A 21,396-nucleotide genomic window follows, 5' to 3' on the forward strand; every position below is an offset into this window, starting at 1 on the left:
TCCGATGCGACTCCCCTTCCTGGCCCTCCTGCCGCTGGCGGCCCTGCTGGCCGCGCCGGTGGCCCATGCCGAGGATCAGGCGACGCCGCGCCCCGGCCTCGACATGACCGACGCCGAGCGCGAGGCGTTCCAGCGCGAGGTTCACGACTATCTCCTCGCCCACCCCGAGATCCTGAACGAGATGGTGAGGATCCTCGACGCGCGGCAGAAGGAACAGGCGGCGCAATCGGACCAGCAGCTGGTCGCGGCCAATGCCGATGCGATCTTCGACGACGGATATTCCTGGGTCACCGGCAATCCGGAGGGCGACTTCACGCTGGTCGAATTCCTCGACTACCAGTGCGGCTACTGCCGCAAGGCGATGCCGGAACTGACCGAACTGCTGGAAAGCGACGGCCGGATCCGCATGATCGTGAAGGATTTCCCGATCCTCGGCCCCGGATCCGAACTCGCCGCGCGCGCGGCGGTCGCGACGATGATCGCCGAGGGGCCGGAGGCCTACGGGCGGCTCCATGACACGCTGATGGCCGGCAAGGGCCAGATCACCGACGAGAGCCTCGACCGGGCGATGCGCAAGGCCGATCTCGACCCGGCGAAGATCCGCGCGGCGATGAGCGATCCCGAGGTCGACGGCCGGATCGCCCGGAACCGCGCGCTGGCCGAGAAGCTCTCGATCACCGGCACGCCGACCTTCGTCTTCCAGTCCGACATGGTGCGCGGCTACATCCCGCTCGCGGACATGCGCAAGGTGGTGGACCAGCTGCGCGGAAGCGAGTAAGAGCGGCCGTCCGCGCGCCGCCGGCGCGCATTGATGCTTTTCAGCGCCGTCCGCCCCGCCTATACACGGGAGCCAGGGCCGAGAGAGCAGGCCAAGGCGCGCGCGTGCGCGCGCCCCGGTTCAAAGAATAACAGGGCAATCCATGGCTATGAAACCTCAGGAGTCGGACGTCGCCTTCATCAAGGCCCTCGCCGAACTCCTGCGTGAGAACGACCTGACCGAGATCGAGGTCAGCCGCGAATATGGCGAGGACGACGCGCTGAACGTGCGCGTGGCGCGCCAGATCCCCGTCGCCATCCAGCCGGCGGCCGCCGCCGCGCCGGTGACCGTGCAGATGCCGGGACCGGCCGCGCCGCAGGCCGCCGCCCCGGCGGTCGTCGCCGCCCCCGATCCGGCCGAGGATCCGGGCGTCGTGATCTCGCCGATGGTCGGCACCGTCTATCTGCAGGCGCAGCCCGGCTCGCCTCCCTTCGCCAAGGTGGGCGACACGCTGGCCGAGGGTCAGACGATCCTGATCATCGAGGCGATGAAGACGATGAACCAGATCCCCGCCCCGCGCGCCGGCCGGGTGAAGCGGATCCTGGTCGAAGACGGCTCGCCGGTCGAATTCGGCGCCCCGCTGATCATTCTCGAGTGAGGCCCGCCTCCCGGGGCAAGTCCAAGGAACGCGAGGCGACCATGTTCAACAAGATCCTCATCGCCAACCGGGGCGAGATCGCGCTGCGCATCCATCGTGCCTGCAAGGAGATGGGTATCGAGACGGTGGCGATCCATTCGACCGCCGACGCGCATGCGATGCATGTGCGCATGGCCGACGAGAGCGTCTGCGTCGGCCCGCCGCCGGCGGGGCAGTCCTATCTCTCGATCCCGAACCTGATCGCCGCCTGCGAGATCACCGGGGCGGAGGCGATCCACCCGGGCTACGGCTTCCTCTCCGAGAATGCGAATTTCGTCCAGATCGTCGAGGATCACGGCCTGACCTTCATCGGCCCCTCGTCGGAGCACATCCGGCTGATGGGCGACAAGATCACCGCGATCGACACGATGAAGAAGCTCGGCGTGCCCTGCGTGCCCGGTTCGGGCGGCGGCGTGCCGAGCGTCGAGGAGGCGATCCGGATCGCGAACGAGATCGGCTATCCGGTCATCGTCAAGGCGACCGCCGGCGGCGGCGGCCGCGGCATGAAGGTCGCGCGGAGCGACGCGGAGATGGAGACCGCCTTCGGCTCGGCCCGGTCCGAGGCCAAGGCCGCCTTCGGCAATGACGAGGTCTATCTCGAGAAATATCTCGAGAAGCCGCGCCATATCGAGGTGCAGGTCTTCGGCGACGGCAAGGGCGGCGCCGTCCATCTCGGCGAGCGCGACTGCTCGCTGCAGCGGCGGCACCAGAAGGTGCTGGAGGAAGCCCCCTCCCCCGCGATCGACGCCAAGACCCGGGCGCGGATCGGCAAGACCTGCGCCGAGGCGATCGGGCGGATCCGGTATTCCGGCGCGGGCACGATCGAGTTCCTCTACGAGGATGGCGAGTTCTACTTCATCGAGATGAACACGCGCCTCCAGGTCGAGCATCCGGTGACCGAGGCGATCTACGACGTCGACCTGGTGCAGGAACAGATCCGGGTCGCGGCCGGCAAGAAGATGTCCTTCACCCAGGAGGACCTGGTGCCGAACGGCCATGCGATCGAATGCCGGATCAACGCGGAGAAGCTGCCGAACTTCCAGCCGAGCCCGGGCCGGGTGCGCACCTATTACGCGCCGGGCGGCCTTGGCGTCCGGATGGACAGCGCGGTCTACGACGGCTACGTGATCCCGCCCTATTACGACAGCCTGGTCGGCAAGCTCATCGTGCATGCCCGCAACCGCGAGCTCGCGCTCGCGCGTCTGCGCCGCGCGCTGCGCGAGCTCGTGATCGACGGGATCGACACGACGACGCCGCTCTTCCACGCGCTGCTCGACGAGCCCGACATCCAGGCCGGGCGCTACAACATCCACTGGCTCGAGAAGTGGCTGGCCCAGGAGGGGTGAGCGCCGCGCCGCGCCGATGGCCAGCGATCCGATCCTGACCCCGGACCTCCTGCTCCGCGCCTATGCCTCCGGCGTGTTTCCGATGGCGGACGACGCGGCGGCGGAGGAGCTGTTCTGGGTCGATCCGATCCGGCGCGGCGTCCTGCCGCTCGAGGCGCTCCGCGTCTCGCGGCGGCTGGCGCGCGATTTCCTCGGCAAACCGTTCGAGATCCGGATCGACGCCGATTTCGCCGGAACGGTCAGGGCCTGCGCCGACCGGGAGACCACCTGGATCAACGGCGAGATCTTCCGGCTCTATCGCGAGCTGCACCGGATGGGCCACGCGCATTCGGTCGAGATCTGGCAGGGCGACACGCTCGCGGGCGGGCTCTACGGCGTGGTGCTCGGCGCGGCCTTCTTCGGCGAGAGCATGTTCAGCCGGATGCGCGACGGATCGAAATTCGCGCTGGTCGCGCTGGTCGCGCGGTTGCGCGCGGGCGGCTTCACGCTGCTCGACACCCAGTTCATCACGCCCCATCTCGAAAGCCTCGGCGCGGTCGAGATCACGCGGGCGGAGTACCGTGCCCGGCTCGCCGCCGCGCTGCGCCGGCCGGCCGATTTCCGCGCGCTGCCCATGGGCGCGACACGCCGCGCCCTGCTCGACCTCGCGCGGGAATAGGGCTCAGCCGTCGTCGCAGCCGACGACCCAGACGTCGTAGCGGGGATGGTCGAGCGCCGAGAGCGCCGGGGAGGAGGCGAGCATCCAGCCCGAGAACCGCGGCTCCGCCTCGCGCGTGTCGCGGATCCTGAGGAAGGCGAAGGCGTCGGCCTTCGGATCGTCGACGGGCACGCGGCAGGTCTCGGCGGTGATCTCGAGCCGCTTGAAGCGCGCGGTCTCGCCGACCCGGAGCACCAGATCGGTCACGCCGCCGTCGAGCGTGTCGAGCGCGCGGAGCCGCACCCGGCTCGCCGTCTCGGTGTCGCGCCCGTTCGTGACCTGCTCGGTCTGGGCCGCGACGGCCTGACACCCCGCGCAGAGGGCGGCGATCAGGGTGAGCGCGCGTATCACTTCGACGACCCGGTCCCGAAGCGCATCAGCAGGTTCAGGAGGTCGATCGAGCCCTGCGTGTTCAGCACCTGATCGCCGGCGGCGAGCATGGTCTCGGAGGCGCCGGGCTGGATGTCGAGATAGTTGCCACCGAGCAGCCCCTCGGAGGCGATCTTCACGTCGGAATCGTCGGGAACGTCGAGATCCGTCGGCACGGTGAAGGTCGCCTGCGCCTGGTAGGTCTTGGGATCGAGCACGAGCGCGGTGACCGAGCCGACCTTGATCCCGGCGACGCGCACGTCGGTTCCGACCGAGATGCCGTTGGCATCGCGGAAATCGGCGCGGAGCGGCTTCTCGGCGGAGCCGAAGCCATGTCCGCTGGTCTGCCCGGCATAGAGCGCGAAACCGGCGGCGGCGACGAGCACCACCGCGCCGATCACCGCCTCGGCGACGCTATTTGCCATCTGAGATCGTCCCTATTCCGGCGTCCAGGCCTCGTAGTCGCGGGCGACGCCCGGACCGGCCGCGAGCAGGCTGCCCGTCGGGTGATAGGCGGCGGGGCCGCCGGTCGCGTTCGCGCGGTGCGGCTTCACCCAGGGCTTCGTCGCCAACGGCGCCTCGGTCGGCGGCTGCTGCCAGGTGTGGTGCAGCCAGCCGTGCCATTCGGGCGCGATCCGGCTCGCCTCGACCTCGCCGTTGAAGATCACCCAGCGGCGCGTCCCGTCGGCGTTCTGGTAGTAGACGTTGCCGTCGGCGTCCGCGCCGACCTTCTTGCCGTTGCGCCAGGTGAAGAACCGGGTGGCCAGTGTCTCGCCGTTCCACCATGTCAGCGCCTGCAAGAGCCACTTCATGCCGTTCACTCCGTTCAACCTCACCCCTCTTCGCACATGCGCCGAACCCGGTCCAGCCCCGCCGCGATCACCTGCGCGGCACGCGAGACGCCCCGGCGCGGGCGCGTCCGGAGCCCGGCCCGGAACGGAAACGGCGCGCGCCCGGGGGACGGGCGCGCGCCGCGAAAGCCCTCTCCGCCGGCCTCAGGAGGCCGAGGCGGAGCCTTCCTTGCGGTCGGCGTAGATCAGGAGCGGCTCGCCCTTGCGCGAGATGCAGTCCTCGTTCACGACCACCTCCTCGACGCCCTGCATCGAGGGGAGTTCGAACATCGTGTCGAGCAGCACCTCCTCGAGGATCGAGCGCAGGCCGCGCGCGCCGGTCTTGCGGTCGATCGCGCGCTTGGCCACCGCGCGGAGCGCGTCCTCGGTGAAGGTGAGCTTCACGTCCTCCATCTCGAAGAGCCGCTGATACTGCTTGATCAGCGCGTTCTTCGGCTCGGTCAGGATCGTGATCAGCGCCGCCTCGTCGAGGTCGTTCAGCGTCGCGAGCACCGGCAGACGGCCGACGAATTCGGGGATGAGCCCGAACTTCAGCAGATCCTCCGGCTCGAGCTCCTGGAAGAGCTCACCCACCCGGCGCTCGTCGGTGTCCTTCACATCGGCGCCGAAGCCCATGGCCGAGCCCCGGCCGCGCTGCGCGATGATCTTGTCGAGCCCGGCGAAGGCGCCGCCGCAGATGAAGAGGATGTTGGTCGTGTCCACCTGCAGGAATTCCTGCTGCGGATGCTTGCGCCCGCCCTGCGGCGGAACGGAGGCGACCGTGCCCTCCATGATCTTCAGGAGCGCCTGCTGCACCCCCTCGCCCGAGACGTCGCGGGTGATCGAGGGATTGTCGGACTTGCGGCTGATCTTGTCGACCTCGTCGATATAGACGATGCCGCGCTGCGCGCGCTCGACATTGTACTCGGCCGCCTGCAGGAGCTTCAGGATGATGTTCTCGACATCCTCGCCGACATAGCCCGCCTCGGTCAGCGTCGTCGCATCCGCCATGGTGAAGGGCACGTCGAGGATGCGGGCGAGCGTCTGCGCGAGCAGCGTCTTGCCGCAGCCGGTCGGGCCGATCAGCATGATGTTGGATTTCTGCAGTTCGACGTCGGAATTCTTCTGCGCGTGGTTCAGCCGCTTGTAGTGGTTGTGCACCGCGACCGACAGCACCCGCTTGGCGACCTTCTGCCCGATCACGTAATCGTCGAGCACCTTGCAGATTTCCTGCGGGGTCGGGACGCCATCCGAGGATTTGACGAGGTTCGACTTCGTCTCCTCGCGGATGATGTCCATGCAGAGCTCGACGCATTCATCGCAGATGAACACGGTCGGACCCGCGATGAGCTTGCGCACCTCGTGCTGGCTCTTGCCGCAGAAAGAGCAGTAGAGGGTGTTTTTCGCGTCTCCGCCGCTTGTTTTGCTCATTCTCCGCCTCCGGCTTTCGCCCATTATCGCCGCGCCGCGAGCACGGCGACCCGCTCCTCCGGGAACGCCCCCACCATAGGAGCATGGCTGTCACACCAATGACAAGTCCAAACGCGCCACAAGGTTTCGTGACGCGCGCCGCTTTTACGCCGCGGCCGGCTCGCGCTTGACGACGATGTCGTCGATCAGGCCCCAGTCCTTCGCGTCCTGCGCGGTCATGAACCGGTCCCGCTCCAGCGCCGCCTCGACCGCCTCGAAGGTCTGGCCGGTATGCGTCTCGTAGATCTGGTTCAGCCGGTCCTTCAGCGCCTGGGTCTCGCGCGCGTGGATCATGATGTCCGTCGCCTGGCCCTGGTAGCCGCCCGAGGGCTGGTGCACCATGATCCGGCTGTTCGGCAGCGAGAAGCGCATCCCCTTCTCGCCCGCGGTCAAGAGCAGCGAGCCCATCGAGGCCGCCTGGCCGCAGCACAGCGTCGAGACCGGCGGCTTGATGTACTGCATCGTGTCGTAGATCGACAGGCCCGAGGTGACGACGCCGCCCGGGCTGTTGATGTACATCGCGATCTCCTTCTTCGGGTTCTCGGCCTCGAGGAAGAGAAGCTGCGCGACGATCAGGGTCGACATCCCGTCGTGCACCGGCCCGGAAACGAAGATGATCCGTTCCTTCAGGAGCCGGGAGAAAATGTCATAGGCGCGCTCGCCGCGGGCGGTCTGCTCGACCACCATCGGCACCAGATTCATATAAGTTTCAATGGGATCATTCATCGCGGATCTTGCCTGTCGCTATGTTGAGGCCCCGCGCGCGGGGAGCCCACAGGCCAAGATTAGTCATCGCCTCCCGCATCCGCAAGGGGCGGGCGGGCCGATTCCGGATCGGCCCGGAAAGGCGGCGCGCGCCCGGCTCGCAACCGGGCGCGCGCGACCGTCTCGCCCCGGCGGTCAGTCGGCCGGGGCGACCTCGACCTCGGTCGCGGCCTCGTCGCCGAGCGCGTCGATCGCGGCCTGGAGCTCTTCCTTGCTGACCGGCTTGTCGGTCACCTCGGCCTGCTCCACGATGTGGTCGACGACCTTGTCCTCGAAGAGCGGCGCGCGCAGCTGCTGGAGCGCGGAGGGGTTCTTCTGCACGAATTCGAAGAACTGCCGCTCCTGGCCCGGATACTGCCGCGCCTGGGCGAAGATCGCCCGCTGCAGTTCCTGGTCGCTCACCGTCACCTCGGCCTTCTGGCCGATCTCGGCGAGGAGCAGGCCGAGGCGCACGCGGCGCGCGGCGAGCTCGCGATGCTCGTCGGTCGGCTCGATCTCCGGGTGATCGTGGCCCTGGTGGTCGTGATGCTCCTCGTGCCAGAGCTGATGCGCGATCTGCGCGGCCTCCGCGTCGACGAGCACCGGCGGCAGATCGAAGCTCACCATCGCGTCGAGCGCGTCCATCAGCCGGCGCTTCAGCACCGCGCGGCTCGCCTGGCCGTATTCCTCGCCGAGGCGCTCGCGCACCTGCTGCTTCAGCGCGTCGAGCGAGTCCGCGCCGAAGCGGGTCGCGAGCGCGTCGTCGATCTCGGCGGACTTGGGCTTGCGCACTTCCTTCACCGCGCAGGCGAAGACGGCTTCCTTGCCCGCGAGATGCGGCGCGCCGTAGTTCTCGGGGAAGGTGACCTTCACCTCGGGCGTGTCACCGGCCTTCGCGCCGATCAGCTGATCCTCGAAACCGGGGATGAAGCTGCCCGAGCCGAGCACCAGCGGGAAATCCTCGGCCGAGCCGCCGTCGAACTCGACGCCGTCGACCGAGCCCTTGAAGTCGAACACGACCTGGTCTCCCGATTCCGCCGCCGTCCCTTCCGGGGCCGCCTCGAAGGAGGTCGCCGAATTCGCGAGATTGCCGAGCGCCTCGTCGACCGAGGCCTCGTCGATCTCCGCCACCAGCCGCTCGAGCCGGATCTCCGCGAGCGCGACCTCGGGGACCGCCGGCAGCTTCTGGTAGGCCATCGAGACCTGGACGTCCTGGCCCTCCTCCCAGTCCTCGTTGGTGACCTTCACCTCGGGCTGGACCGCCGGGCGATCGCCGGTCTGCTCGAAATGCTCGCGCATCGCGGCGTCGATCGTCTCCTGCATCGCCTCGCCGAGGACCGACTTGCCGAACATCTTCTTCATCAGGGCGGCGGGGGCCTTGCCCTTGCGGAAGCCCTTCATCTGGAAGTCCTTGCGGGCTTCCTCGAGCTTCTCGTTGACCTTGGCCTCGAGCTCACCGGCCGGAACCGTGATCGAGTATTCCCGCTTCAAACCCTCGTTCAGGGTCTCCACAACCTGCATCTCGCATCCTCGCCTGTTGTCCGACACGGGCCGGGGGCCCTCACCCTCGGCCGCGCGGTGCCGCGACTGAAATCCGTCCGTCGCCGGCGGCCGGGGCCGGAAACCCCCTCGGGACCTCCGCGCCTCCCGCGCCGACTTCCTCGCCATGCGCCTCGCGGCGGCCAGCCTTCGCCACGTCTCCGCCGCCCGGCCGGCGCCGGGTGTCTACGAGGTCGCGCGCGACTGCGCAAGGCCTCGCCCGTAAGCGAGCGGACCCTCCGCGTCAAGCCGGGACGCCGGCCGCGCCTGCGCCGCGGGCGTTCCTCCGCCTTGACAGCGCCCCGGTTCCACCGCCATCTGAGCCCCGCGCGGGCGTGGCGGAATTGGTAGACGCAGCTGGTTTAGGTCCAGCCGGTGAGAGCCTTGGGGGTTCGAGTCCCTTCGCCCGCACCAATCCCCCGTCCCGGCCCCGGCGGGCGGGTCGCGGCGGGTGGCCGGGGCTAGCCAGGGCTTCGCGGCGGGGATAGGCTTTCGGACACGGACGTTCGCCCAGCCGGAAGCAGAGGATCCCCCGATGAAACAGTTCGCAGCCGCCGGTCTTCTCGGCCTTCTCGCGGCCGCCGGTCCGGCGCTGGCGCAGGACGCGGCCCAGGCCAACAACCCGCTTGCCAATACCAAGGCGCTGAACTTCCAGACCCTCTACACGGGCGAGCTGACCGGCGTCGACCGCGACGCGAATCAGTTCACCATCCGCTACGCCCAGCCCTTCTCCGCGTTCGGGGGCCAGTGGCTGATGCGCGCGACGCTGCCGGTCAACACCTTTCCGGTCGCGGACGGCGGAAACGACACCGGGCTCGGCGATTTCAACGTCTTCGCCGCCTATCTCATCGACACCGGCGATCCCGGGATCAGCTTCGGCGTCGGCCCCGAATTCACGCTGCCGACGGCGAGCGAGGATTCGCTCGGCGCGGGCAAATGGCAGGCGGGCTTCGCCAACGTGCTCTTCGACGCGCGGAGCCCGAAGTTCCAGTGGGGCTACCTGCTCACCTGGCAGGCGAGTTTCGCGGGCGAGGAGGACCGGCCCTATGTGAGCGTCGGCGCGCTGCAGCCCTTCGGCTTCTACCAGCTCGGCCAGGGGTGGTACCTGCGGTCCACCGGCATCTGGTCCTACAGCTTCACCACCGACGCCTACGCGGTGCCGATCGGCCTCGGCGTCGGCAAGGTGATCAAGACGCCACGCGCGGTGGTGAACGCCTTCCTCGAGCCGCAGTACTCGGTCGCGACCCGGGGCGACGGCCAGCCGGAGTGGAACATCTTCGGCGGCGTCAACTTCCAGTTCTGACGCCGCGGGCGCCGATCACGCCTCCGGCTCCTCGCCGGGGGCGGTGGTGAAGACATCGGCCCATTCCGGGTGCCGGGCGTACTGGCCGCGGATGAAGGGGCAGAGCGGGATGATCCGCAGGCCGCGCGCCCGGGCGTCGGCGAGCATGAACTCGATCAGCGCCTTGCCCACGCCCCGCCCGCCCATCGCCTCCGGCACGCCGGTATGATCGGCGCTGACGCGACCGGGGCCGCGGCGGGTGAAGATGATCTCCGCCTCGGCCGCGATCCCGGCGACGCGCGCGACATAGCGGCCGTGCCGGGCGTCGGTTTCCTCCAGCGTGATCGTGATCTCGTCCATCGGCGTCTCCTTCTGGCCGCCGGGCAGGCTGGCGGCGCCCCGCGCCGGTGTCAATCGCCGGCGCAGCGGGAGAGCGTGACCGGAGGGCCGGCCTCGGCGCCGATCACGCGGCATTCCCCCGCCGCGCAGAGCGTCCAGCCGCCGCCCGTTGCCCCGGAGGCGGCGAGGACGAGTTCGGGCAGCGGCGGCAGGTCGGGGCGGTAGTCCCAGCCGCCCGCGACGCGGCGCGCGCCCTCCGGCGGCTCCATCCCGGCGCCGGAGCCGCGCACCCGCGCCTCCTCGATCCGGAGGCCCGCGGGCGTGACCGCCCAGCGCTCCCACCACTCGACCCGCTCGACGGAATGGGTCCAGGAGAGGGTGAAGCCGGTGACCGCGAGCCGGAGCACCCCGCCCGCGAGGGCGAGGCAGAGGCTCACGCCCGGCTCCGCCGCCACCACTGCCAGCCGAGCAGAACCGCGGCGAGGCCGAAGCCGAGCTCGTCGGTCAGCGGCAGCGCGAGGATGAGGCTCGCCGCCGCCCCGGCCGCGACGAGCCGTTCCCAGAGCGCGAGCCGCCCGACGAGGAAGCCCACCACCGCCGCGCCCCAGAGGCCGATGCCGAGGCAGGCCTTCAGCACGACGTAGACGACCTCGACCGGATAGCCGAGGCTCGCCGAGATCGCCCCGCCCTGCTGCAGCATCAGCGCGGGCGCGAAGACCGCCATGAAGGGCACGACATAGCCCGCCACCGCGAGCTTCGTCGCCTGGCCGGCGATCCGCATCCCCGAGGCCTTGGCGATCGGCGCCGCCGCGAAGGCCGCGAGCGCCACGGGCGGGGTCAGGTCGGCCATGATGCCGAAATAGAAGATGAACATGTGGCTGACGAGCAGCGGCACGTCGAGCGCGAGAAGCGCGGGGCCGGCGATCGAGGAGGTGATGATGTAGTTCGGGATCGTCGGGATCCCCATGCCGAGCACGAGGCAGGTCAGCATCGTGAGCAGGAGCGACAGGAAGAGATGCTTCTCCCCGATCGCGATGATCGCGCCGATGAAGGTCGAGGCGATGCCCGTCAGCGTCAGCGTGCCGATCACGATTCCGACGATGGCGCAGGCCGCCCCGACGGGCAGCGCGTTCTTCGCCCCCTCCGCCAGCGCGTCGACGCAGAGCCGCAGCGTCGCGCGCCCGCCCCGCAGGAAGGCGCAGCCGATCACGAGCGCCGCGATGACGAGCGCGAGCAGGCCGACGCCCCAGCGCAGGAAGCTCGCCGCCGCCAGGCCGAGCGCGAGCCAGAAGACGAGGCGGAAGGCGAGCGGCCCGATCGCCGCGGCGAGCGGCATGCCGAGGATCAGCACCGCGGTCAGCGCGAGGCCCATCGTGCCGGCGAAGATCGGCGTGTAGCCCGCGAAGAGCAGGTAGACGAGCATCGCGAGCGGCAGCACCAGCGGCCAGTGCTTCCGGATCGGATCCCAGGGGTTCGGAAGCTCCGCCCGCGGCAGGCCGCGGAGGCCGAACTTTCCCGATTCTAGATAGACCATCCAGAAGCAGGCGCCGAAATAGAGCGCCGCGGGGATGAGCGCGGCCTTGACGATCTCGGCGTAGGGCAGGTCCAGCGTCTCGGCCATGATGAAGGCGACCGCGCCCATGACCGGCGGCATGATCTGGCCGCCCATCGAGGAGGTCGCCTCGACCCCGCCCGCGAATTCGGCGCGGAAGCCGAAGCGCTTCATCAAGGGAATCGTGAACTGGCCCGAGGCCACCACGTTCGCGACGCCCGAGCCCGAGATCGTGCCCATGAGCGCCGAGGAGAGCACGCAGACCTGCGCCGGCCCGCCGCGCCAGCCGCCGACGAGGCCGAGCGCGAAATCGTTGAAGAGCGCGATCATCCCCGCCTTCTCGAGGAAGGCGGCGAAGAGCACGAAGATGAAGATGTAGGAGGCCGAGACGTAGATCGGCGTGCCGTAGATCCCCTCGGTGCCGAAGGCGAAGGTGTCGATGAGTTGGTCGATCCCGTAGCCCCGGTGGATGAAGGGGGCCGGGAAGTGGTTGCCGAAGAGCGCGTAGACGAGGAAGATCCCGGCGATGATCGCGAGCGGCCAGCCGAGCAGCCGCCGCGCCGCCTCGAAGACCAGCGCGATCAGCGCCGCGCCCACCACCATGTCGGCCGGCGTGAGGAACCCGGCGCGCCGGATCAGGTCGGCATAGAAGATCCAGTGGTAGAGCCCGGTGCCGAAGCCGAGCAGCCCGAGGGTCCAGAAGAGCGCCCGGCCCCGCCGGCTCCGTGCCTTCAGGTTGCCGATCAGCGCGAAGCCGAGCAGCAGCAGGAAGCCCACGTGCATCGCCCGCGTCACCTGGCTCGGCAGCGCGCCGAAGGCGGCGACCCAGATCTGGAAGGCGGAGAAGGCGAGCGCGATGGCGAAGGCGGCGCGCCCGGCGCCGCCCTCCCCCCAGCCGGGCGGCAGCCCCTCGCCCGGGGTTTCCCCGGGCACCTCGGCGGCGGCGGTCATCGGACCCGCCTCAGGGCATCAGCCCCGCTTCCTTGTAATACCGCTCGGCGCCGGGATGGAGCGGCACCGGCATGCCCTCGAGCGCCTTCTTCGGGTCGATCCCCTTGGCGGCGGCGTGCGCGGCGGCGAGCCGGTCGAGATTTTCGAACAGCGCCTTCGTCATCTGATAGGCGAGATCGTCGGAGACGCCGTCCTGGCTGACGAGGAAGTTGCCGACCGCGGCCGTCGCCACGTCGGCCGCCTGCCCGTCATAGGTGCCCGCCGGGATCGTCGCCGCCATGAAGGGCGCGCCGATCTTCGCGACGATCTCGGGCGAGACCGAGACCACGTTGATCGGCACCGAGGCGGCGAGGTCGCGGATCGAGGCGACGCCGAGCCCGGCCGATTGCAGCGTCGCGTCGATCTGGCGGTTCTTCATCAGCTCGACCGATTCCGCGAAGGGCAGGTATTCGACCCGGCCGAGATCCTCGTAGCTCATGCCGGCGGCGGCGAAGATCGCGCGCGCGTTGAGTTCGGTCCCCGAGGCGGGGGCGCCGACGGAGACGCTCTTGCCCTTCAGATCCGCGAGCGACTTCACCCCGCTCTCCTGCGAGGCGACGATCTGGATGTAGTTGGGATAGATCGCGGCGATGCCCCTGAGCTTGTCGAGCTTGCCGGGGAAGCCCGCCTCCTCGTTCCCCTCGGCCGCGGCCTTCACGCTGTCGCCGAGCGCGAAGGCGATCTCGCCCCGGCCCCGCTGCAGCAGGTTCAGGTTCTCGACCGAGGCCTTGGTGGCCTGCACCTGGGTCCGCGCGCCCGGGATCTCCTCGGCGTAGATCTCCGACAAGGCGACGCCGAGCGGGTAGTAGACCCCCGAGGTGCCCCCGGTCAGCACGTTGATGAATTCCTGCGCCCCGGCCTGCCCCGCGCCCAGCCCGAGCAGCACCGCGCCGATCGCGAAGCCCTTGCGAAGACCCATCATCCGTCATCCTCCCTGCGTTTTTCCCGCGGGCGCCCGTTCACCCGGGCGCTCCGGTCTCAGCTTAGGGGGACGGGCGGGTTTTCCAACCCCGTTCGGCGCCCCGCGACGCGGAATGGTTACCGCGGGGGGCGCGCGGGACCGCGGGGCGGCGTCAGAACGCCGCCCAGCTCTTCCAGAGCATGTAGGCCGCGACGACGAAGACGATGCTCGCGAAGACCGTGGTGAGCGCGCCCTTGCCCGAGAGCCGCCGCGCGAGACTGGCTCCGACGAGCCCGCCCAGGAAACCCGAGGCGATGAAGACGAGCGCGAGCCCCCAGGCGACATAGCCCGAGAAGGCGTAGTTGGCCGCCGTCGTCAGGCCGAAGGCCGTCACCGCGACGAGGCTGGTCCCGACCGCGTAGATCATCGGCATGCTGGTCGAGGCGACGAGGGCCGGCACGATCAGGAAGCCGCCGCCGATCCCGAAGAAGCCCGAGAAGCCGCCGGTCCCGAGCCCGTAGGCCACGACCTTGCCGGCGTTTTCGCGGCCGCATTGCGCGCCCTCGATCCCGACCGCCTTGCGGTTGCGCAGCATCAGCGCGCCGACGATGATCATCACGATCGCGAAGAGGAACAGGAGCTTGTGCCCGTCGATCGCCTTGCCGACCGTGGAGCCGAGGAGCGCGCCGACGACGCCGGCCGCGGCGAAGATCCCGCCGCAGCGCCATTTGACGTTCCCCGCCCGCGCGTGATGCGAGAGGCTGCTGAGCGCGTTGACCGCGACGGCGAGCGCGCTGGTCCCGATCGCGACATGCGGATCGGAAACGCCGACGACATAGACCATCAGCGGCACGGCGAGGATCGAGCCGCCGCCGCCGATCAGGCCGAGCGTGAGCCCGACGAGCACCCCCGAGAAGGCGCCGAGAAGATATTGCAATGGTTCGAACATGGGAGACTGGCCTTCGTGTTTCGGGAGGCCCGCGGCGCGCGCGGGCGGTCACTCGGCGGCGCGGATCGGCTCGGGATGGGCCATCCACTCGTGGCCGCGCAGCATCGCCCGCCAGTAGATCGGCGGCAGCATCCGCTCCTTCAGGAGCCAGGCCGCGCGCGTCGGCCGCGTGCCGTCGAGCAGGAATTTCGGGAAGGAGGGTTTCAGCGCCCCGCCATAGCCGAATTCCGCCAGCACGATCCTGCCGCGCTCCACCGTCAGCGGGCAGGAGCCGTAGCCGTCGTATTGCGCGACCGGCGCGCGGCCGGCGATGTCGGCCACGACGTTCTCCGCCACCACCGGCGCCTGCTTGCGCGCCGCGGCCGCCGTCTTGGCATTGGGCGCGTTCATCACGTCGCCGAGCGACCAGATGTTCTCGTAGGTCCGGTGGCGCAGCGTCGCCTGATCGACGTCGACCCAGCCGGCCGCGTCCGCGAGCGGCGAGACCCGGATGAAGTCCGGCGCGACCTGCGGCGGGCAGACGTGGATCATGTCGAATTCGGTCTCGACCCGGCGGACCGGCTGGCCGGGCTCGCTCACCTCGAAGGTGGCCCGACGGGCCGGGCCGTCGATGGCGACGAGGTTGTGGAAGAAGTTCAGCCCGGCGCGGTAGCGTTCGACATATTCCATCAGCGCCGGCACGTAGTCCTTCACGCCGAAGAGCACGCCGCCCGCGTTCATGAAGGAGATCTCGATGTCGTCGAGCACGCCCCGGCGCAGCCAGGCGTCGCCGGAGAGATACATCGCCTTCTGCGGCGCGCCGGCGCATTTGATCGGCATCGGCGGCTGGGTGAAGATCGCGCGGCCGCGCTTCATCTCGCCGACGAGCTTCCAGGTATAGGGCGCGAGGTCGTAGCGGTAGTTCGAGGTGACGCCGTTCCGGCCGAGCGTGCGCTCCAGCCCCTCGATCCGGTCCCAGTCGAGCTTCAGCCCGGGGCAGACGATCAGCCGGTCGTATCTCACCACCCGGCAGCCGTCGAGGATCACCGCGTTCGCCTCCGGCTCGAAGGCCGCGACCGCCGCCTTGATCCAGTGCACGCCCTTCGGGACCAGCCCGCCCATCACCCGCGCGGTGTCGCGCGCCTCGAAGACGCCGGCGCCGACGAGGGTCCAGCCGGGCTGGTAGTAATGCACGTCGGCCGGGTCGATCAGCGCGATCTCGAGATCGGCCTTGCGCGCCCTGAGGCTCGCCGCGACCGAGATGCCGGCCGCGCCCGCGCCGACGATCACCACGTCGAACCGCGCGTCGGCCGTGTCGGTCGGCGTGCGCCCGCCGTTGGCGATGCGCCGCGCGACGCCGTTCATGTCGTAGCCGGCGCCGCGCGTCCGGCCGAGGATGTCCGAGAGCGCCCTGTCGCCGGCCTCGGCGAGCGACCAGAGCGTCGCCGAGCGCGTGCCGGTGCGGCAATAGGCGAGGATCGGCCCCGGCAGGCGGCGGATCGCCGCGCCGAAGGCGACGGCGTCCTCGTCCCGGACCATGCCCGTGGCGACCGGCAGGTAGAGCGCCTCGATCCCCTCGGCGGCGGCGGCGGCCTCGATCTCCTCGAAGCCCGGCTGGTCCGGCCCCTCGCCGTCGGGCCGGTTGCAGATCACCGCGCGAAAGCCGAGTTCGCGCAGCCGGGGCAGATCCTCCGCCAGGATCTGCGGGGAGACGCTCAGCGTCTCGTCGATCTTCCTTACATCCATCACGATCACCTCCTCGGTCGCGCCCGGGGGTTCCGGGCGTCTCGGGTCGGCGCCTCTATGACACGCGCGGGGGCCGGCTCTCGGTGACCTACGTCACAGAAGCGGCGCGCGCGTTTTCGTGATCGCCGGCGCCCCCGCCCCCGTCCCGTCCGCGCGGGCGCGATCCCGGCCTTCGCCGCGGCGCGGCAATGGATGTCGCAGCGCAGCAAGAACAGGGGAACAGAAATTCCGTAGCGATCAGAATGATTTTCTGGTAGGCTTTAAGAAAGACGATTCCGGTTAGCCATTTTTCGCGCTGTGCCCCGGCTTCTATTCTGGAGCCGACAAACAAGAGCTTTGTCATGTCGCACGTCGAGATGAGTGACGCCGATCAGCGATTCCTGCCGGAGGACAACGCGCGCCAGATCTTCGCGCCGCTGGAGTTCCGGAACCTGACGGTGAAGAACCGGCTGTTCCGATCGAACATCTCCGGCACGTTCGACGATTACAACGGCCACGGCAGCCACACCCGGATCAACTGGGAGACGCGTTTCGCGAAGGGCGGCGTCGGCGCGATCATCTCCTCCTTCACCCCGGTCACGGTGCGCGGGCGAATCCTCACGCGCTATGCGATGATCGACAAGGACGACAAGATCCCGTTCTGGACCCGCGTCGGCGAGAGCGTGCACGAGCACGACTGCCGCTTCATCATGCAGCTCAGCCATTCCGGCCGGCAGCAGGACATGGGCGGGATCGAGAACTATTTCCGCGAGGCGCCGAGTTCGACGAGCCGGAAGGACTTCTTCCACGGCATCCTCGCCAAGGCGATGACAAAGCCCGAGATCGCCGAGACGGTGGAGCAGTTCGCGCAGGGCGCGCGGCGCGCGCGGGAGGCGGGGCTCGACGGGGTCGAGCTCCACGGCGCGAACGGCTATCTCATCACCCAGTTCCTGAGCTCCGGGATCAACGACCGGACCGACGAATACGGCGGCGGCTGGGAGGCGCGGGCACGTTTCGTGCTCGAGATCGTCCGCGCGATCCGCCGCGAGGTCGGGCGCGACTTCCATCTCCAGATGAAGATCAACGGCGTCGATCACAACGACTGGCTCTATCCCTGGGAGAAGAAGGGCAATCCGCTCGACGAGACGGTCGACATCTGCCGGCTGCTGCTCGATGACGGCGCGGGCGTCGACGCGTTCCACGTCTCTTCCGGCTCGACCTTCCCGCATCCGCGCAACCCGCCGGGCGACCTGCCGATCCGCGAGCTCACGCGCTGGTACGACGGGCTGCTGTCGCAGGGCGTGCGCACGCATCTCAACTACGCGATCTTCTCGAACCCGATCGCCGGGCCGCTCTTCCGGCGCTACTGGATCTGGCGGCGGGGCAAGGTGATCGAGGGGATCAACCTCGACTACGCCCGCGCGGTCAGGGACGCGGTCCATGCGATCGATCCCTCCGTCAAGGTGATCTGCACCGGCGGCTTCCAGCACGCCTCGAAGATCGCCGGGGCGATCCGCTCCGGGGCCTGCGACGGCGTCTCGATCGCGCGGCCGCTCATCGCCAATCCGGACCTGCCGGGGATGCTGCGCACGGCCGAGGGGCCGCCGCCGGGAAAGGAATGCACCTATTGCAACAAGTGTCTCATCAACGACCTCGAGAACCCGCTCGGCTGCTACGAGCTCAGCCGGTTCGACGGCGACACGTTCGAGGCGCGCTACGACGCGATGATCGCCGAGGTCATGTCCGTCTTCGAACCACCCGCCTACCGGTGACGGCCCAGCAGCGAGGAGAAATCCGATGGCGCTCGATCTCGACCGCCTCAGCCCCGTGGAAAAGGCGATGGCCCGCCGGCGGATCTGGCGCTGGATCATCATCGCGCTGATCGCCGCGCTGATCGTCTGGCGGCTCGTCTTCGTGAACCAGTACGTCGTCGCCTATGAAAAGCCCCTCGACCATTTCCTGCGCGGCTCGATCGGCTCGGAAACCGCGAACGGCATGCCGGTGCTGGTCTTCAAGGCGCTGCCGGTCATCTATCGCGACCGGCTCGGCCCCGGCGGCTGGCGCCATTTCGGCCTCCTCCAGGAACCGGGCGACGACCTGCCGCTCGGCTTCTCCCGCCGGGTGGTGACGGGGGTCGAGCGGGTCTGGCTCAACTGCTCGGTCTGCCATGTCGGCACCTACCGGATGCCGGGCGAGAGCGAGGAGCATTATGTCTACGGCGCGCCCTCGAACAACCTCCGGCTCTACGCGCTCATCCGCTTCTTCATCGACGCCGGGCGGGATCCGGGTTTCACCGCCGACGCGCTCGTCGATGCGATCAACTCCGACGCGGTGGGGGGCGAGCTCAATTTCGCCGAGCGCGCGCTCTACCGCCACATCGTCTTTCCCCGGGTGAAGGCGGCCTTCCTCAACCTCGGCCAGGAGCTCGCCTTCGTCGAGCGGCAGGAGGACTGGGGACCGGGGCGGGTCGACACGTTCAATCCCTACAAGGCGATCCAGTTCAACTTCCCGATGGGGCCGGACACGATCAGCGAGGTCGCGCTCAACGGTTCCTCCGACTACCCCTCGATCTGGATGCAGCGCCCGCGCGAGGGGATGAACCTGCACTGGGACGGCAACAATTCCTCGGTCGCCGAGCGCAACCTCTCCGCCGCGCTCGGCGCGGGGGTGACGCCCGTCACCGTCGACCGCGCCGCGATCCACCGGATCGAGGACTGGATGTGGGACCTGCCCGCGCCCGCCTGGCCCGGACCGGTCGACGCGGAGAAGGCCGGCCGGGGCGAGGCGCTCTACGCCGGATACTGCGCCGGCTGCCACGGGATGAAGCGCGAGGGCGCCTATGACTACGACCGCGCCCGCCATCCGGGGCTGGGAAAGGTCGTGCCCCTGCCCGAGATCGGCACCGATCCGGGGCGCTGGGCCTCCTACACGCCCGATTTCGCCGGGGCGCAGAACACGCTCTACGCCGGCTATCCCTGGCGATTCACCCATTTCCACGTGACCGACGGCTATGTCGGCCAGCCGCTCGACGGGATCTGGGCGCGCTCGCCCTATCTGCACAACGGCTCGGTCCCGACGCTGCGCGACCTGCTGGAGCCGGCGGCGGACCGGCCGAAGGTCTGGTTCCGGGGCGGCGACGTGCTCGACCTCGACCGCGTCGGCTACCGCTCCGATCCCGGCGCGGCGGCGGCCTTCCGCTACGACACGCGCCGCCCGGGCAACAGCGACGCCGGCCACGACGGCGCGGAATACGGCACGGCGCTGCCGGCGTCCGACAAGGACGCCATCGTCGAATACATGAAGACGCTGTGAGCAGGATGCCATGAATACGGGCCACGCCTCCCTCGCCCGCTGGAAGCTCCGCCACACGGTGGTGGTGGTGATCGGGATCCTGCTCAACCTCGCCTACTGCTTCCCGCTGCTCGTCGCGCCCGACTGGACGCTGGCGCTCTTCGGCATCCCGCGCGAGGGCACGACCTTCTGGCCGCGCCTCGTCGGCGGGCTCCTGATCCTGATCTCGACCTTCTACGTGCCGATGACGGTCGATCTCGACCGCTACCGGATCTTCGCCTGGCTCTCGATCCTGCCGTCGCGGACCTTCGGCGCCACCTTCCTCTTCGTCGCGGTGCTCGGCTTCGGCTTCGCCGGCGGCTTCCTCGTGCCCGCGCTGATCGACGCGGGCATCGCCATCGCCTCGCTCTACTGCATGATCCATGTGGTGAGGATCGAGCAGGCGCTCGCCACCGGGAGGAGCGTGCGATGAGGTTCTGGCGCGCGCTCCTCTGGCTTCTCGTCGCGATGGTCGTGCTCGGCCTCGGAGCCTGGTTCCTGCTGCTCCGGCCGGTGCCGCAGAAGGCGACCAACGATCCGGCGGAGCTCTTCCACCACGGCTCGATCGGCAACGAGGCGGCGCAGGGCCTGCCCTACTGGATCTGGCGCGTGCTGCCGAAGGTCTTTCCCGACCTGATGCCGGGCAACCGGGACGGCTACGGCGCCTTCGGCCTCTACTGGGCGGCGGGCGACGCGGTGCCGATCGGCATGTCGGTCAAGACGCTCGGCGTCATTCCCCGCGTCGCGCCGAACTGCGCCTTCTGCCACCAGGGCAGCTACCGGCTCGCGCCCGAGGACGCGCCCCGCCTCGTCAGCGCCGGCGCCGGCACGCGGGTCGACACGCAGAGCTACATCCGCTTCGTGACCCGCGCGGGCTCGGACCCGCGCTTCACCGCCGACCGGCTGATGACCGAGATCCGCGCGATCTACGACATGCCGCTCTGGGAGCGGATGACCTACCGCTTCGTGCTGATCCCGGCGACGCGCAAGGCGCTGACGAAACAGGCGCCCCAATTCGCCTGGATGGCGACGCGGCCGGACTGGGGGCCGGGGCGCATCGATCCGTTCAACCCGGTCAAGTTCCAGAACCTCCGGCTCGGCGACGACGGGACCATCGGCAATTCCGACATGATGCCGCTCTGGGACATGGCGAGCACCGAGGCGACGCCGCTCCGCCGCGCCGCGCTGCACTGGGACGGGTTGCAGACCGACCTTACCGAGACCGTGGTCTCGGGCGCGATCGGCGACGGGATGAGCTACCAGTCCTTCCCGGAGACGAAGCCGGCGCTCGAGGGGATGGAGGCCTTCATCTCGCGGATGAAGCCGCCGCCCTCGCCCTTCTCCGCCGACCGGCCGAGGGGCGATCCCTACCGCGTCGATCCGGCCCAGGTGGAGACGGGCCGGGGGATCTACCTCCGCGACTGCGCCGAATGCCACGACGCGGGCGGGGCGCGCACGCGGAGCGTGATCCCGGTCGCGGAGCTTGGCACCGACCGGCACCGGATCGACATGTGGACCGAGGCGGCGCGGGCGCGCTACGCCGCCTACGAGCCGGGCCACGACTGGGGCTTCGAGCATTTCGAGAAGACGGAAGGTTACGTCGCCGTGCCGCTGACCGGGCTCTGGCTGCGCGGCCCCTATCTGCACAACGGCTCGGTCCCGACGCTCGCCGCGCTGCTCGCGCCGCCGGACCGGCGGCCGAAGGTGTTCTGGCGCGGCTCCGACCTCGTCGACGCGGCGAACGGCGGGTTCGTCAGTTCCGAGGGCACGGACCCGCGGCGGCGGATGTGGCGCTACGACACCGCCGAGCCCGGCAATGCCAATGGCGGGCATCTCTGGGGGACCGAGCTCGATCCCGCGTCGAAGGCCGCGCTGCTCGCCTATCTCAAGACGCTCTGAA

Annotated in this window: 21 protein-coding genes and 1 tRNA gene; 10 read left to right on the forward strand and 12 right to left on the reverse strand. The window is 69.5% G+C overall.

The window, feature by feature from the left end; translation table 11 throughout:
- Window positions 1-4: 4 nt before the first annotated feature.
- From FJM51_RS15180 to aat, 4 genes are all read left to right on the forward strand, one after another.
- Window positions 5-778 (forward strand): DsbA family protein, encoded by a 774-nt coding sequence (locus FJM51_RS15180; RefSeq protein ID WP_140454990.1) that lies wholly within the window; start codon window positions 5-7, stop codon window positions 776-778.
- Between the two features lie 142 nt (window positions 779-920).
- Complete coding sequence (gene accB / locus FJM51_RS15185; protein WP_140454991.1) at window positions 921-1,415, forward strand: acetyl-CoA carboxylase biotin carboxyl carrier protein; 495 nt, start codon at window positions 921-923, stop codon at window positions 1,413-1,415.
- 41 nt (window positions 1,416-1,456) lie between these two features.
- Window positions 1,457-2,800 (forward strand): acetyl-CoA carboxylase biotin carboxylase subunit, encoded by a 1,344-nt coding sequence (gene accC, locus FJM51_RS15190; RefSeq protein ID WP_140454992.1) that lies wholly within the window; start codon window positions 1,457-1,459, stop codon window positions 2,798-2,800.
- Window positions 2,801-2,816: 16 nt separating this feature from the next.
- A complete protein-coding gene (gene aat, locus FJM51_RS15195) occupies window positions 2,817-3,458 on the forward strand; it encodes a leucyl/phenylalanyl-tRNA--protein transferase (RefSeq protein WP_140454993.1) in 642 nt (213 codons plus the stop codon).
- 3 nt (window positions 3,459-3,461) lie between these two features.
- Here the strand turns inward: aat and FJM51_RS15200 are convergent, their stop codons facing one another.
- The 6 genes from FJM51_RS15200 to tig all read right to left on the reverse strand — a co-directional run bounded on the left by FJM51_RS15200 (window position 3,462) and on the right by tig (window position 8,431).
- Window positions 3,462-3,848: a DUF2155 domain-containing protein gene (locus FJM51_RS15200; RefSeq protein ID WP_140454994.1), complete on the reverse strand. Its 387-nt coding sequence runs from the start codon at window positions 3,846-3,848 to the stop codon at window positions 3,462-3,464.
- Window positions 3,845-4,291: an outer membrane lipid asymmetry maintenance protein MlaD gene (gene mlaD, locus FJM51_RS15205; RefSeq protein ID WP_140454995.1), complete on the reverse strand. Its 447-nt coding sequence runs from the start codon at window positions 4,289-4,291 to the stop codon at window positions 3,845-3,847. The genes FJM51_RS15200 and mlaD overlap by 4 nt, the downstream gene beginning before the upstream one ends.
- 12 nt (window positions 4,292-4,303) lie before the next feature.
- A complete protein-coding gene (locus FJM51_RS15210; protein WP_140454996.1) occupies window positions 4,304-4,678 on the reverse strand; it encodes an NADH:ubiquinone oxidoreductase subunit NDUFA12 in 375 nt (124 codons plus the stop codon).
- 183 nt (window positions 4,679-4,861) lie between these two features.
- The gene (clpX, locus tag FJM51_RS15215; protein ID WP_140454997.1) at window positions 4,862-6,127 is read right to left on the reverse strand and encodes an ATP-dependent Clp protease ATP-binding subunit ClpX; all 1,266 of its coding nucleotides are present in this window, start codon (window positions 6,125-6,127) and stop codon (window positions 4,862-4,864) included.
- 144 nt (window positions 6,128-6,271) lie between these two features.
- The gene (locus FJM51_RS15220) at window positions 6,272-6,892 is read right to left on the reverse strand and encodes an ATP-dependent Clp protease proteolytic subunit (protein WP_140454998.1); all 621 of its coding nucleotides are present in this window, start codon (window positions 6,890-6,892) and stop codon (window positions 6,272-6,274) included.
- A 174-nt stretch (window positions 6,893-7,066) separates the two neighbouring features.
- A complete protein-coding gene (gene tig, locus FJM51_RS15225) occupies window positions 7,067-8,431 on the reverse strand; it encodes a trigger factor (protein WP_140454999.1) in 1,365 nt (454 codons plus the stop codon).
- 347 nt (window positions 8,432-8,778) lie between these two features.
- On the opposite strand from tig, the gene FJM51_RS15230 reads away from it, so the two are divergent.
- Window positions 8,779-8,863, forward strand: a tRNA-Leu gene (locus FJM51_RS15230).
- A gap of 121 nt (window positions 8,864-8,984) precedes the next feature.
- On the forward strand, window positions 8,985-9,752 hold the full coding sequence (locus FJM51_RS15235; protein WP_140455000.1) for a hypothetical protein: 768 nt from the start codon (window positions 8,985-8,987) through the stop codon (window positions 9,750-9,752).
- Window positions 9,753-9,767: 15 nt separating this feature from the next.
- Here FJM51_RS15235 and FJM51_RS15240 read toward each other — a convergent pair whose 3' ends face one another.
- The 6 genes from FJM51_RS15240 to FJM51_RS15265 form a co-directional block, all read right to left on the reverse strand.
- The gene (locus FJM51_RS15240; RefSeq protein ID WP_140455001.1) at window positions 9,768-10,091 is read right to left on the reverse strand and encodes a GNAT family N-acetyltransferase; all 324 of its coding nucleotides are present in this window, start codon (window positions 10,089-10,091) and stop codon (window positions 9,768-9,770) included.
- 50 nt (window positions 10,092-10,141) lie between these two features.
- Complete coding sequence (locus FJM51_RS15245) at window positions 10,142-10,507, reverse strand: DUF1850 domain-containing protein (RefSeq protein ID WP_140455002.1); 366 nt, start codon at window positions 10,505-10,507, stop codon at window positions 10,142-10,144.
- Window positions 10,504-12,573 carry a TRAP transporter permease gene (locus FJM51_RS15250; protein WP_140455003.1) on the reverse strand — a complete coding sequence of 690 codons (2,070 nt, stop codon included), beginning with the start codon at window positions 12,571-12,573 and terminating at the stop codon, window positions 10,504-10,506. Before FJM51_RS15250 ends, FJM51_RS15245 begins: the two co-directional genes overlap by 4 nt.
- 10 nt (window positions 12,574-12,583) lie before the next feature.
- Window positions 12,584-13,531 (reverse strand): TAXI family TRAP transporter solute-binding subunit, encoded by a 948-nt coding sequence (locus FJM51_RS15255; protein ID WP_233713142.1) that lies wholly within the window; start codon window positions 13,529-13,531, stop codon window positions 12,584-12,586.
- A gap of 154 nt (window positions 13,532-13,685) precedes the next feature.
- Entirely contained in the window at window positions 13,686-14,462 is a 777-nt protein-coding gene (locus FJM51_RS15260; RefSeq protein ID WP_140455005.1) for a sulfite exporter TauE/SafE family protein, read from the reverse strand.
- Window positions 14,463-14,510: 48 nt separating this feature from the next.
- Window positions 14,511-16,187, reverse strand: coding sequence for a bifunctional protein tyrosine phosphatase family protein/NAD(P)/FAD-dependent oxidoreductase (locus FJM51_RS15265; RefSeq protein ID WP_140455006.1), 1,677 nt, complete (start codon window positions 16,185-16,187; stop codon window positions 14,511-14,513).
- A gap of 341 nt (window positions 16,188-16,528) precedes the next feature.
- Between FJM51_RS15265 and FJM51_RS15270 the strand changes: the two genes are divergently transcribed.
- The 4 genes from FJM51_RS15270 to FJM51_RS15285 are packed head-to-tail and all read left to right on the forward strand — an operon-like array spanning window position 16,529 to window position 21,395.
- Entirely contained in the window at window positions 16,529-17,938 is a 1,410-nt protein-coding gene (locus FJM51_RS15270) for an NADH:flavin oxidoreductase (RefSeq protein ID WP_210240297.1), read from the forward strand.
- 25 nt (window positions 17,939-17,963) lie between these two features.
- Complete coding sequence (locus FJM51_RS15275; RefSeq protein ID WP_140455007.1) at window positions 17,964-19,478, forward strand: c-type cytochrome; 1,515 nt, start codon at window positions 17,964-17,966, stop codon at window positions 19,476-19,478.
- Window positions 19,479-19,488: 10 nt separating this feature from the next.
- Window positions 19,489-19,929 carry a hypothetical protein gene (locus FJM51_RS15280; protein WP_140455008.1) on the forward strand — a complete coding sequence of 147 codons (441 nt, stop codon included), beginning with the start codon at window positions 19,489-19,491 and terminating at the stop codon, window positions 19,927-19,929.
- Window positions 19,926-21,395, forward strand: coding sequence for a c-type cytochrome (locus tag FJM51_RS15285; protein ID WP_140455009.1), 1,470 nt, complete (start codon window positions 19,926-19,928; stop codon window positions 21,393-21,395). The genes FJM51_RS15280 and FJM51_RS15285 overlap by 4 nt, the downstream gene beginning before the upstream one ends.
- The last annotated feature ends 1 nt before the right edge of the window (window position 21,396 follow it).

The sequence above is a fragment of the Amaricoccus solimangrovi genome (genome assembly GCF_006385685.1).
Taxonomy (GTDB): domain Bacteria; phylum Pseudomonadota; class Alphaproteobacteria; order Rhodobacterales; family Rhodobacteraceae; genus Amaricoccus; species Amaricoccus solimangrovi.

Bases quoted from the DNA above. Each gene is read 5' to 3' on its own strand.
- FJM51_RS15180 (WP_140454990.1), top strand. From the start codon at position 5: ATGCGACTCCCCTTCCTGGCCCTCCTGCCGCTGGCGGCCCTGCTGGCC.
- accB (WP_140454991.1), top strand. From the start codon at position 921: ATGGCTATGAAACCTCAGGAGTCGGACGTCGCCTTCATCAAGGCCCTC.
- accC (WP_140454992.1), top strand. From the start codon at position 1,457: ATGTTCAACAAGATCCTCATCGCCAACCGGGGCGAGATCGCGCTGCGC.
- aat (WP_140454993.1), top strand. From the start codon at position 2,817: ATGGCCAGCGATCCGATCCTGACCCCGGACCTCCTGCTCCGCGCCTAT.
- mlaD (WP_140454995.1), bottom strand. From the start codon at position 4,291: ATGGCAAATAGCGTCGCCGAGGCGGTGATCGGCGCGGTGGTGCTCGTC.
- FJM51_RS15210 (WP_140454996.1), bottom strand. From the start codon at position 4,678: ATGAAGTGGCTCTTGCAGGCGCTGACATGGTGGAACGGCGAGACACTG.
- clpX (WP_140454997.1), bottom strand. From the start codon at position 6,127: ATGAGCAAAACAAGCGGCGGAGACGCGAAAAACACCCTCTACTGCTCT.
- FJM51_RS15220 (WP_140454998.1), bottom strand. From the start codon at position 6,892: ATGAATGATCCCATTGAAACTTATATGAATCTGGTGCCGATGGTGGTC.
- tig (WP_140454999.1), bottom strand. From the start codon at position 8,431: ATGCAGGTTGTGGAGACCCTGAACGAGGGTTTGAAGCGGGAATACTCG.
- FJM51_RS15235 (WP_140455000.1), top strand. From the start codon at position 8,985: ATGAAACAGTTCGCAGCCGCCGGTCTTCTCGGCCTTCTCGCGGCCGCC.
- FJM51_RS15240 (WP_140455001.1), bottom strand. From the start codon at position 10,091: ATGGACGAGATCACGATCACGCTGGAGGAAACCGACGCCCGGCACGGC.
- FJM51_RS15250 (WP_140455003.1), bottom strand. From the start codon at position 12,573: ATGACCGCCGCCGCCGAGGTGCCCGGGGAAACCCCGGGCGAGGGGCTG.
- FJM51_RS15255 (WP_233713142.1), bottom strand. From the start codon at position 13,531: ATGGGTCTTCGCAAGGGCTTCGCGATCGGCGCGGTGCTGCTCGGGCTG.
- FJM51_RS15260 (WP_140455005.1), bottom strand. From the start codon at position 14,462: ATGTTCGAACCATTGCAATATCTTCTCGGCGCCTTCTCGGGGGTGCTC.
- FJM51_RS15265 (WP_140455006.1), bottom strand. From the start codon at position 16,187: ATGGATGTAAGGAAGATCGACGAGACGCTGAGCGTCTCCCCGCAGATC.
- FJM51_RS15270 (WP_210240297.1), top strand. From the start codon at position 16,529: ATGTCGCACGTCGAGATGAGTGACGCCGATCAGCGATTCCTGCCGGAG.
- FJM51_RS15275 (WP_140455007.1), top strand. From the start codon at position 17,964: ATGGCGCTCGATCTCGACCGCCTCAGCCCCGTGGAAAAGGCGATGGCC.
- FJM51_RS15280 (WP_140455008.1), top strand. From the start codon at position 19,489: ATGAATACGGGCCACGCCTCCCTCGCCCGCTGGAAGCTCCGCCACACG.
- FJM51_RS15285 (WP_140455009.1), top strand. From the start codon at position 19,926: ATGAGGTTCTGGCGCGCGCTCCTCTGGCTTCTCGTCGCGATGGTCGTG.